The 10,571-nt window shown below is 38.3% G+C and carries 12 protein-coding genes; 11 read left to right on the top strand and 1 reads right to left on the bottom strand.

Annotation, left to right across the window (positions count from 1 at the left end; translation table 11 throughout):
• Positions 1–117 precede the first annotated feature (117 nt).
• From F1E73_RS15605 to F1E73_RS15570, 9 genes are all read left to right on the top strand, one after another.
• Positions 118–825 (top strand): SIMPL domain-containing protein, encoded by a 708-nt coding sequence (locus F1E73_RS15605; RefSeq protein WP_086477979.1) that lies wholly within the window; start codon positions 118–120, stop codon positions 823–825.
• An 80-nt stretch (positions 826–905) separates the two neighbouring features.
• Complete coding sequence (locus F1E73_RS15600) at positions 906–1,310, top strand: ACT domain-containing protein (protein ID WP_086477980.1); 405 nt, start codon at positions 906–908, stop codon at positions 1,308–1,310.
• A 1,058-nt stretch (positions 1,311–2,368) separates the two neighbouring features.
• The gene (locus F1E73_RS15595; RefSeq protein WP_140157765.1) at positions 2,369–2,692 is read left to right on the top strand and encodes a hypothetical protein; all 324 of its coding nucleotides are present in this window, start codon (positions 2,369–2,371) and stop codon (positions 2,690–2,692) included.
• Between the two features lie 149 nt (positions 2,693–2,841).
• On the top strand, positions 2,842–3,750 hold the full coding sequence (locus F1E73_RS15590; RefSeq protein ID WP_150452454.1) for a TolB family protein: 909 nt from the start codon (positions 2,842–2,844) through the stop codon (positions 3,748–3,750).
• A gap of 291 nt (positions 3,751–4,041) precedes the next feature.
• The gene (locus F1E73_RS15585) at positions 4,042–4,503 is read left to right on the top strand and encodes a DUF4440 domain-containing protein (RefSeq protein WP_150452453.1); all 462 of its coding nucleotides are present in this window, start codon (positions 4,042–4,044) and stop codon (positions 4,501–4,503) included.
• 101 nt (positions 4,504–4,604) lie between these two features.
• Positions 4,605–5,147, top strand: coding sequence for an SRPBCC family protein (locus F1E73_RS15580; RefSeq protein ID WP_150452452.1), 543 nt, complete (start codon positions 4,605–4,607; stop codon positions 5,145–5,147).
• 50 nt (positions 5,148–5,197) lie between these two features.
• Positions 5,198–5,578 carry a cyclase family protein gene (locus F1E73_RS17955; RefSeq protein WP_217868761.1) on the top strand — a complete coding sequence of 127 codons (381 nt, stop codon included), beginning with the start codon at positions 5,198–5,200 and terminating at the stop codon, positions 5,576–5,578.
• 469 nt (positions 5,579–6,047) lie between these two features.
• Positions 6,048–6,221, top strand: coding sequence for a hypothetical protein (locus F1E73_RS17950; RefSeq protein ID WP_223883473.1), 174 nt, complete (start codon positions 6,048–6,050; stop codon positions 6,219–6,221).
• A 14-nt stretch (positions 6,222–6,235) separates the two neighbouring features.
• Positions 6,236–6,568, top strand: coding sequence for a class I SAM-dependent methyltransferase (locus F1E73_RS15570; RefSeq protein ID WP_262714307.1), 333 nt, complete (start codon positions 6,236–6,238; stop codon positions 6,566–6,568).
• Here F1E73_RS15570 and F1E73_RS15565 read toward each other — a convergent pair.
• On the bottom strand, positions 6,560–7,729 hold the full coding sequence (locus tag F1E73_RS15565; RefSeq protein ID WP_086478585.1) for an IS4 family transposase: 1,170 nt from the start codon (positions 7,727–7,729) through the stop codon (positions 6,560–6,562). The two genes, F1E73_RS15570 and F1E73_RS15565, sit on opposite strands and share 9 nt — an antisense overlap.
• A gap of 518 nt (positions 7,730–8,247) precedes the next feature.
• On the opposite strand from F1E73_RS15565, the gene F1E73_RS15555 reads away from it, so the two are divergent.
• Positions 8,248–8,916, top strand: a complete 669-nt coding sequence (locus F1E73_RS15555; protein WP_140157766.1) for a CPBP family intramembrane glutamic endopeptidase — start codon at positions 8,248–8,250, stop codon at positions 8,914–8,916.
• A 201-nt stretch (positions 8,917–9,117) separates the two neighbouring features.
• Positions 9,118–10,299 carry a serine hydrolase domain-containing protein gene (locus F1E73_RS15550; protein WP_150452451.1) on the top strand — a complete coding sequence of 394 codons (1,182 nt, stop codon included), beginning with the start codon at positions 9,118–9,120 and terminating at the stop codon, positions 10,297–10,299.
• Positions 10,300–10,571: the final 272 nt, after the last annotated feature.

Genomic DNA, 10,571 nt, shown 5'->3' with positions numbered 1-10,571 from the left:
AGAATCGGCCGTAAAACCCATTGTACCTTCATGTAAATCAAAACAAATCACTTAAATTTAACCGAAAAGGGGTTTCTGCGCAGACTCCCGTTTGCAACTATTAAAATTTAAGAAATCATGAAAATAGACTGGATAAAATCCTTAATACTCGGTGCATCAATTATCATTGCAGGATTTTTTATTGGAAACATGCATAAAACTGGCAAAAGGTATGACCGGTTTGTTCAAGTAAAAGGCCTTTCAGAACGTGAAGTAAATGCTGATTTAGCGGTTTGGCCAATCAACATTACCCTCACCGCAAATGATCTTAACTCCCTAAAGGTTAATGTTGAAAAGCAAAACAAGGAAGTATATGATTTTTTTATTGCTCAAGGATTTGAGGAAAACGAACTTACTAAAGGGAGTACCAACATTAATGATGTCCGTGCAGATATATATAATTCCAATTCTAGGAATAGCGAATTCCGATATTTGGCTAAATCAGAGTTTACGGTTAGAACAAAGGATATTAACAAGCTTCAAAAAGCGCTTTCTGAATCCCTGAAACTTATGTCCAAGGGTATTTTACTAGAATCTAAGAATACATGGAAGCCAGTTGAATATGTATTTACAGGATTAAATGATCTTAAACCCTCTATGATAGAGGAGGCAACCAAAAATGCCAGAGAAGTGGCCAAGAAATTTGCCCGTGATTCTAATTCACAAGTCGGGGAAATCAGGATAGCAAGACAAGGGCTTTTCACAATTAATGACAGAGATGAAAATACCCCTCAAATTAAGATTGTCCGGGTGGTTTCTACCATAGACTTTCAGTTAAGGGACTAAAAGGGCTAATACTATAAAATGTGACTTAAATCGCGCTATAGACCCTTGGTAGTAGCAAGTTGAAAATAAACAGAAATTAAATGGCTGGGGAAACGGATATCTCTAAATTATTAAAAGGAATGACTCCCAAGCTCAATTTAGGGGAATACGTGTTTGCTACGGTAAAGGATATTAACGAGATTAATAGAAACGACACCCTTTGTGAATTCCAAGAAATAGAAGGAACCACTATTGTTATTGAGAAAACCAAGGCAGACGGGCTTAATTTAAACTATCAGTATGTAGCTTCGTGGATTACTCTTATGGTTCACTCATCCTTAGATGCAGTAGGTTTAATAACTGCTATATTTTCAACGGAATTAGCGAAAAACAATATTAGCTGCAATGTAATTGCTGGATATTATCACGATCATATTTTCGTGGATATAAAGGACTCGGAGAAGGCAATGAAGGTGTTGATGGAATTATCCAAAAAGCAACCATAAAACCTGCAAAATGAACATCATAACCTAAATTTACTTCATAGATTGGATGATTTAATTGAAATTTCGGAAATCTTTCTTATTAAAAATAACGATGCCTTAGGTAATATAAATGCTTCAAAGTGGGTGACAAAGGTAGGCAGCCAGTTATTTATCTTCCATCACCTTTCATTGACTACTTTAAAGGAATTGGAAAGTTTATAAGAGGATCATCAAATCCTAATCACCAACAAAATTAACTTAACGAACATTGGGGCCTTAGGAGGAATTATCTCAACTTCTGACGTATGAATTGATTCTAATGATTCACTAGCGGATTTTTGTGCACTAAGTACATTGCACAGAATAAATGGGAGTTTTTAGATTTTGCAGCTAAGTTTAATGTCTTCAACCCAACATAAGATCTGCTGAATAAGAATTGTTCCAACTAACCAAACCGGTGACCAATCCTATAGAGCGAATTATTTTCTTGACGCTTCATATTAAGTAAGGGGAGATCTATAGGAAGCACTAAAAGACATGTTTTTTATTAGGGGAAATCTTTCATAAGTTGTACTTTGTAAGAGGATTCAAAAAATCAAAATACCTAATAGATGCACCATCCGACCCATAGATATCTTCTAATACTAACTATGCTATGCTCCTCTTGTTCTAAAAAAGAAGAAATACCGGCTACAATACTGCAATAATCCGAGAAGGCGATTAAAGCATCCGTCAACACCTTTACTCCAAACGATTTTTATCAATCCTATTTAGACGAAAACCTATCGCAAGCTTATAGAGATAGGCTAATAAAAAATGCGATAGCCTGGAAGGGTGCGGAGCATGAAACTGCGTTACGTAAAGCTGTGTTGGTAAGCGACCACAATGAGTTTTCAGAGTACAATTTAAAATATTGGGTAACCTTTAAAGAAGGTGGGAAATATTCTTATTCTTTGAATGTTCTCGATAAAGAAGGAAAGCTTACTTTAAGTAGGTTTGAGCCCCAAAAAGTGAATATTGGCAGTTCAATCCATTCTCCTGATAGCGCTTTCAAAGTCCCTAGTTTTGACGCTAACCAGATGAAGATTAATCTCGCCTATACATCTATTGGCGCCACGCTCCTTATCCTTATTTTATTGGCGTTATGGAAAAGAAATTTCCTATTACTGATAGCGGCTCCATTGCCTTTTATTTATAGTGAAGGGATGACCATATATCACTTTAATGGGATTGATGTAATATCCCCTACCACGCAATTCGGATTGCCTAGATACGGAAATATAGACCTCTATTTTACGAACCTATCACTTACTACAACAGGTGTATTTTATGCTTTGGCAATCATCGTAATCTATATGGTTTTTTCGATTGCAAAGGAAAACAAAATGCATCGGCCTACCTAGTAGACGTACTGCAAGAATATCTAGATGTTTAACGCTAGTTGTCGCAAATTTCATACTTGTCCTATTTGATGATTGGAGGAGATTGACTAAATTGTAAAGGGCTTTAGGTTTTTGCCGTATAAAAGTTAGATCATACCCATCCACCGCTTATGGAAACAATTAAATTCCTAATACTTGTTCTGATTTTCAATTCCTGTAAAGAGAATAAGAAAGTACATGTTGCAAATGAGAATTTATCCAACCTGGAAATTGCATTTGTGACCAATAGGGATGGAAATGCAGAAATTTATATTATGGATAGTAATGGAGAGAATCTACGAAATATTACAAAAAATGATTCTCTAGACTTTAGCCCTTCTTGGTCTCATGATGGTCAAAGTATTTATTTCTATTCCAAAAGAGATGGCAATGCAGAGATTTATTCTGTTAATACCGACGGAACGGATTTAAAACGGTTAACAAATAATACCTCAGTAGATGTACTCCCAGTTGTATCTCCAGATGGAAATACCCTAGTTTTTATGAGTGATCGAGATTCTCAATCGCGAAATATCTATGCAATGGACAAAGACGGTTCTAATGTTAGGCCACTCACGCAAAACAAAAATTATGAAGAAAGTCCTAGTTGGTCTCCAAACGGGCAAGAAATATTGTTCACAAGGCAATATCGCGACGCTACGGATACTTCGCATGCTGCAAATGGAGAAATACACCTAATGAATTCCGATGGCTCTAAGGTGAGAAGACTGACAACTAAAGAAGGGTATGATTCAGGAGCAAAATTTTCACCTGATGGAAAACAGATCGCATTTTATGGGAGTACTAATGGGCAATGGGATTTGTTTATTATGAATTCTGACGGCACAAATTTATACAACCTAACTAACGATACTATTGAATGTTATTCACCCGATTGGTCACCCGATGGAAAATGGCTTGTTTATACTGCGGGATATAGAGGAAATTATAATATCTCGAAAATAAACATTGATACGAAGGAGCGAGTTCAACTAACCAACACTCTGGGAAGAAATGAAAGTCCGGCTTGGAGAAAATAATGCACTTCCGCCAATTAAGGATAAGTATCAGGGACTAGATTGGACATGGAATATGATTGCAATACTCCATGAAGAAAGGAACTATGAAGTTTGTTGGTAATGAAGAATTATAAAACGTCCAACTGTTCAGAAAGACCCACCCCAAACATAGGGACTCCAAATTAGCACCTGTTTAAACATAAATCCTTAAATTGAAGTATAAATAATGAATTGGTAGTGAGACTGAAAGTAGGTGCATAGTATTATGCTATTCCTGTGACCAGTGACAGGGTATATCTTAAAATTAGTACAATGGGAAAATCGCTAACTGTAATATTATTTACCTTCTTTTTTCTAAGCTTTTCGCTAGTAATAAGGAGTCAAGATTTTGATGCCGATAAAGTCAAGCTAGAAATCCAAGAATCGGTTATGGCCGAGCAAAATGCATTTCGTACAGGAGATTGTGATACGGTATTGGATTTTATGGCGGAGAACATAACTTTTTTGGCAAACGGACGAAAGGTTTCCTCTAAAAAGATGATCGGGAAATTTTGCACAACTATTCCAAGGCCATTTAAAAAAGCTACAACCAATGAAGTAACTATTTATCCGCTAACCGTAAATTCCGGATATGAAATCCGAACTTTAGAATATCCTAAAGACGAGCATATTAAAATATTGGAGTATGTAACCAAAATTTGGAAGAAAACAGCGGGTAAATGGAGAATAATCCATCTTCATTCTACCATAAAGGAACTGCCAATAACCAAGTAAAGTAACACCTATTGCCTTAAAGTAGGCCTAGGAATTTTCTTTTGGTCATGCGTTATAATATTTTCCTTTTATATTTAAGCTAACCTAAACCACGAAAAATCATGAAATACCTAAAGTATATTCTTGGAGTCTTCGCCATCTTAGTTATTGCATTTTTCCTTATTGGGATCATCAAGCCACAAGTAACCTATGAATGCGATATAATGGTAGACAAACCACTAGCTGAATCTTGGGCCGTTAGTCAGGACGAAGAAAAAATGTCCGAATGGTTAGAGGGGTTTCAGAAAATAGAACCTATAAGTGGTACTCCAGGGGAGGTGGGTTCCGTATCGGATGTTTATTTTGTGGACGACGGCCAAGAGATGGTAATAAGAGAAACCATAACGGATATTAAACCCAACCAATCTATTTCCATGCTATTTACGTCAGACTTTATGGATATGGATTATAAGCTCGTTATGGAGGCTGTGGATGGAAAAACAAAGATTAGTTCTAACACCACCTGCAAAGGAAATGGGATGGTATCCAAATCTTTAGTGGCCTTAATGGGAGGTTTTATTAAAGGACAAGAGGAAACCAATCTTATGAACCTTAAAAATACCATAGAAGGAAATTCCAAGGATTATTTCGCTATAATCAACTGATTGAAAGTTTAAATAAACAGGACCTCTTATCAATTAAGCTTCAACTGTAAATGGAAACAAAGGGAAAATGGATTGATTTGAGTCATACGATCCATGACGGACTCATCACTTACAAGGGATTACCCGCCCCCATTATCTGTGATTATCTAAGTAGGGAGGAATCTAAAAAGATATATGGTGAAGGGACCGAATTCCAAATTGGGAAAATAGAAATGGTCGCAAATACCGGAACCTACATTGACTGCCCATTTCACCGTTTTGCCCACGGAAAGGACTTCACCGAAATGGGCCTGGAACACTTTGCAGACCTAGATGCCGTTGTGGTGAGTGTCCCCTACAAAGAAAATTTGAAAATTACTGAAGCGCATCTAGACTCCTATGATATCAACAATCGGGCGGTACTTTTCCATACCGGATGGGACCAACACTAGAATACGGAAAAGTATTTTGAAGGGCATCCGCACCTAACCGCTACTTGTGCCAGATTTTTGAAGGATGCCCAAGTTAAACTAGTAGGTATAGACTCCTTGAATGTGGATAATACCGAAGGCAAACAAAGGCCAGTGCACTCCATTCTTCTAGGCGCGGATATCCTAATCGTAGAGCATCTTACCAATTTGCAATCCCTGCCAGAGGGTCGATTGAAGTTTAGTGCGATTCCACCAAAAATTAAAGGGATTGGTTCCTTTCCCGTAAGAGCAATGGCCAAACGTTGCGAATAATAATTCGCCTAACTTCCAATTAGAGAAAAAATACACCGTTTGGAAAAGCATGCTCGTTCACCAAAATTTAGGGGTGTTCATTCCCTTCATCAATTATGTTTACCGCTGCAAAAGATAAGCCTAGTTTAGAGGCCAACCTAAATCGATCAGGTTGTTGCGAACCTTAATAATTTTTAAAATGGAAGAATTTAATCGAAAGAAGCACTGGGAGCATATCTATCAAACCAAGGAATTAATGGAGGTTAGTTGGATTCGGTCAATTCCAGAGACTTTCTTGGAATTCTTTAAGCACTTTAAAGTCCCCAAAAATGCCAAAGTGATCGATATCGGGGGAGGGGTTGTTATCTGGTAGATCTTTTACTCGATTTGGGGTATCAGCATATATCGGTCCTCGATATTTCAGCAGCTGCTATCGAAAGAGCTAAAGACCGATTAGGGGAAAGAGCTATAAAGGTTACCTGGATCGTCGCAGATGCGTCGTCATTTATACCAACGGAGAAATATGATTTTTGGCACGACCGTGCTGCCTTTCACTTTCTGACCGATGATAGGGATATTGCCAATTATTTGGAAACCGATTTTAAAAGCATAAACCCATTAGGGTTTCTGGTGCAATACTGTCCTAAACGATTTCAGGAAGTTCTAAAACTACCGTTTTTACTTTTCTTTTCAGTGTATTTCTTTCCTTTTTCAAAATAGGACCCCCTGCCTTAGATTTCCGGGCGGCGGTTTTGGCTCGACAAAAGGCTCGTCTAGCCATTTTTGAAGGTCTATCTTGACAAAAAGGTTCAATCTTATAAAAGAGACCAGATTCGATAAGTGCCAGGGGTATTTTCCTATCGCTTTCAATGCCTTAAGGACGAGGATTGTAATCAAGGCTGTCCATATTTGGATCATTACCGCATTTTCCGATGTGCCCACGAAAGACTTAATGTGTAGCAACTGTTTTATTTCCCTGAAAAATATTTCTATCTGCCAACGTGCCTTGTAAAGTTCACCTATCGTGTTTGCTGTCCAAGTCTTTTGGTTGGTGATGAGTTCTATTTCCTGCTGGTTCTCATCATCCCATATGGCCACCCTTCTAAGCCGCTTGGAGTATTTCTGGGACGACCGGTACCCCGTGAGTTCAATGATCTCATCCTTTAGGATATGCCCGTGCATATCGTCGGGGAGTTCGTTCTCCTTAATACTTTTAAACCGGATGTTTTCTTTATGCCTAATAACGAAAAACACCTGGTTGCTGTCCCAGACCTTGAGCAGGGAAAAATCATTGTAGAACCGGTCGGCAACAATGACGCTCTGTTTTAACAGCGGTATGTCATAAGCACCCTTGTTATCCGCTGTCTTTCCATCTGTAATGTTCACATAGGCCGGCAGATGCCCATCATAATCCAGAAGTGTATGCATCTTTATGGCGCCTTTTGCCGTCTTGTATTTCGCCCAATCAAAAAGGCTTAGGCACAGGCTTATGGTAGTGGAGTCCAGCAGGAATATCTTTGATTTGATCCTGAATTTTACACGCTTGCGATAGGCATGCTGTCCTAATGTTTGGAGCAGTTTATAGTAATAATCCCTGAAGAGTTCCCAGTCCCGTCTCTGGTTTTGATAGCTGACCGTGGATTTGGACGGAGCCCTCTCAATTCCCAAATGGTTCAGGTTACCGGTGGCCGAGCGGAGCCCGTTGCTGATATCACGGACGGATTGGCTCTTGGCAAACTGGCAGAAAAGCATCGAGACCATATGGGTCCAGCTATTAAATCCTTTGGAATGCTTGTCCGTTTGCTTTTCTCTGACCATTTTATTGAAAGAAGAACGATCAAGTTTTTTAATTATCTGTGAAAACAGGGTTATATTTGTCATGGGAAGGGTTGATTTTTGTTTCGCACCTCAAAGATAACTTTGAGTTACAAAACTCCCTTCCTTTTTTAAACGTTTAGGACGCTATTGTTTCTGGTGATAGGTACATTTTCCGAGCAAGGTCCCAAAAAATGTAGTGGTATCGATATTATACAGTACTCCTAAACTACCATGGCAGACCGGTTGAAGAACTATTTTGAAAAGATAAATTGTATAAGCGTAGATCATAAAACCCCTTTTAATACCATTCAAAAATTTGTTTTTTGCAGCTTCAGAAAACAGGCTTCTCAATGAAGCAATAGGAATAGGGAGCTACGTTGGCAACTGGACTAGTAGCGGCTAAGGTGTTCTTCGTTATTTAGCGGTAAGTTAATCGGGACTTACTCGTAGTGCAAGTCATTATCTTGAAAGAAATATCATTCTAAACAGCTTTGAAGGTGGGAAGTGTAATTTTAATAACGCTTTTGGGTGATTTTCTGATTTTTGTATTTTTAAACCTTTTTTCTAAAAACACAAGATCAATGGTTACCCTAAAGAAGTTGTCCCAATCCACCTTTTTGGATGTTTTGGTGTTTATTTTCTTAATTGCGATCTCTTATTTTAAACCAATACCTTTTCCGTGGAAAGTTCCCACAATTGCAGCCATAATATTGGCGTATATGGCAATGAGATACCATGATCTGGGGTTACTTGGACTGGATTGGCCCAGATGGAAAAATACCGTCATTTGGGGATTCATAATAGCTATTACCATAGTGGTGTGCATTAGCAATCTTGTTAATCCTATGATGGAAAGATTGTTAAATACGGAAGTGGATGTCTCTGCGTATGGGGATTTAAAGGGAAATGCTGCTTTTGTTACGGACTATTGGTGGAAAGCTATGTTGAGCGCAGCAATCGCCGAGGAGATCTTTTACCGTGGTTTTACATTTTACGTTTTGGAAAAACTTTTCAAAAACCTTCAATATCATAAGGTTTTGGTGGTGTTGGTAACAGCGTTTTATTTTGGAGTATCCCACAGCTTTCAGGGAATTGTGGGTGTCACTGGAATTTTCTTGGCTGCAATCGTATTTGGGAGTTCATTTTATTTGAGTAAAAAAAATCTTTATGCCATTATTTTAGGCCATGCCCTGGTAGATTCCTGGTCTTTGTACTCCTTGTATAAGGGAGGAATTAGCTTGTTTTTCTAAGACTTTACAAAAAAGAATACTGTTTCATGGCTAGTAGAACTTCCTCGAAATTAAGTAACTTTAAGTAGTTGAAATCCAACAGCTACCCAACCCACCTTACAGTTTTTTGGGGGCACCCATTGCTCATGACAATGACCGGTGGGTTGATTGTGGATGGCTAGGGGAAATGTTCGTTAGGAAATAGACAACCAAGCTATAAAGATGGGACAAAAAAAATCCATAGTATTATTTATCCTGCTGGCGCTGGCTCTTGTATATATTGCCAGTAGTACGGAAAGTTATTATGGGAGGTATATAAAATGGAGGGCGTCTGACATTGAAGACCATCAGAAATTTCCCAAGTATAGCTTTAAGGCAGCATCCAATCCCTTTTATTTTCCATCAAAGATAGATAGTAATTTAAACCACTTAATGGTAAGTATAAAGGAGGGGAAACAGCAGAAGTTATTGCCTCTCTTAAAAAAAACGGGTACTACTGCATTTATAATTATTAAAAATGATACCATATTATATGAACAATACCTAAATGGGTATCGTAGAAATTCTATAAACACCTCTTTTTCGATTGCTAAATCCATTACTTCTCTTTTAACAGGAATCGCTATTGATGATGGTTTTATCAATGATGTAAAGGACCCAGTAGGGTACTATATCCCAGGCTTATTGCAAACGGACACCAATTATAGCGACCTACTTATTTCGCAGTTGTTGGAAATGCAAAGTGGCATTCAGTTTAAAGATCACGATCTACCTTGGGGAGATAAGCCCAAGGCTTATTACCATCCACAACTAAGGGAGCGGGTTCTAGAATTGCCTTTAGAATACGATCCTGGAAGTAGGTTTAAATATAATTCCTATAATCCCATTCTGCTAGGGATGATACTGGAAAGCGTAACCCATCTCCCAGCAGCTAAATACTTTGAAGAGAATTTGTGGAATGAGCTAGGCATGGAGTACGCTGGTTCCTGGAGTATGGATAGTGAGCGGTCTGGTATGACAAAAATGGAAAGTGGATTAAATATCAGGGCCATTGACTTTGCTAAGTTTGGACGACTGGTGTTGAATGATGGACGTTGGAACAACAAACAATTAATCTCCAAAGAATGGATGGACTATAGTTTTGATATTTCCGAAGAGTATCAATTATCCGATTTTTCCGCGGATTTATATTACCGTAACTTTTGGTGGATCTATGCCGATAAAACCCAATCGGGATTCACAATTAATAGTATTGCAGGGACCGGTCATCTAGGGCAATTTTTATTCGTTTTCCCTACGGAAAAGGTCATTGTGGTGAGAATGGGAAAAGAACTGGGTAAGGTGGATTCCTGGAGAAGCATTTTTCAGGAAATTGTAGAACATATCATTGCTGCGAGGAGTTAAATACCTAATGATTTTTTGTGAACCTTACGCTGTAAGCAGGCTAGCGATGTTGCCATGTGCCCCCTGAAAGGAGAAGAAATATGGTGGGGAATAGGCTGTTTATACGATGATATTGTGTTTAAACCTGTAATTGGGTAGAGTCGATTATGCGTTAAATGCTCTAGGTACCCTGCTGGGAAAGGGGTAATCTTATACTAGCCATCCCCTGAAAATAGGGTTAGATAATCGTTGAAGTATTGATTTTATTAGTGTTTTGAGGTGATTTAAAATAA

The sequence above is a fragment of the Arenibacter lacus genome (assembly GCF_008711145.1).
Taxonomy (GTDB): domain Bacteria; phylum Bacteroidota; class Bacteroidia; order Flavobacteriales; family Flavobacteriaceae; genus Arenibacter; species Arenibacter amylolyticus.
The sequence above is the reverse complement of the archived record's forward strand: the minus strand, read 5'-3'. Positions and strand labels throughout refer to the sequence as shown.

What these genes read in the sequence shown, in the direction of transcription:
- F1E73_RS15605 (WP_086477979.1), top strand. Translation starts at nt 118, where the DNA reads ATGAAAATAGACTGGATAAAATCCTTAATACTCGGTGCATCAATTATC.
- F1E73_RS15580 (WP_150452452.1), top strand. Translation starts at nt 4,605, where the DNA reads ATGAAATACCTAAAGTATATTCTTGGAGTCTTCGCCATCTTAGTTATT.
- F1E73_RS17955 (WP_217868761.1), top strand. Translation starts at nt 5,198, where the DNA reads ATGGAAACAAAGGGAAAATGGATTGATTTGAGTCATACGATCCATGAC.
- F1E73_RS15565 (WP_086478585.1), bottom strand. Translation starts at nt 7,729, where the DNA reads ATGACAAATATAACCCTGTTTTCACAGATAATTAAAAAACTTGATCGT.
- F1E73_RS15550 (WP_150452451.1), top strand. Translation starts at nt 9,118, where the DNA reads ATGGGACAAAAAAAATCCATAGTATTATTTATCCTGCTGGCGCTGGCT.
- F1E73_RS15590 (WP_150452454.1), top strand. Translation starts at nt 2,842, where the DNA reads ATGGAAACAATTAAATTCCTAATACTTGTTCTGATTTTCAATTCCTGT.
- F1E73_RS17950 (WP_223883473.1), top strand. Translation starts at nt 6,048, where the DNA reads ATGGAAGAATTTAATCGAAAGAAGCACTGGGAGCATATCTATCAAACC.
- F1E73_RS15595 (WP_140157765.1), top strand. Translation starts at nt 2,369, where the DNA reads ATGAAGATTAATCTCGCCTATACATCTATTGGCGCCACGCTCCTTATC.
- F1E73_RS15600 (WP_086477980.1), top strand. Translation starts at nt 906, where the DNA reads ATGGCTGGGGAAACGGATATCTCTAAATTATTAAAAGGAATGACTCCC.
- F1E73_RS15585 (WP_150452453.1), top strand. Translation starts at nt 4,042, where the DNA reads ATGGGAAAATCGCTAACTGTAATATTATTTACCTTCTTTTTTCTAAGC.
- F1E73_RS15555 (WP_140157766.1), top strand. Translation starts at nt 8,248, where the DNA reads ATGGTTACCCTAAAGAAGTTGTCCCAATCCACCTTTTTGGATGTTTTG.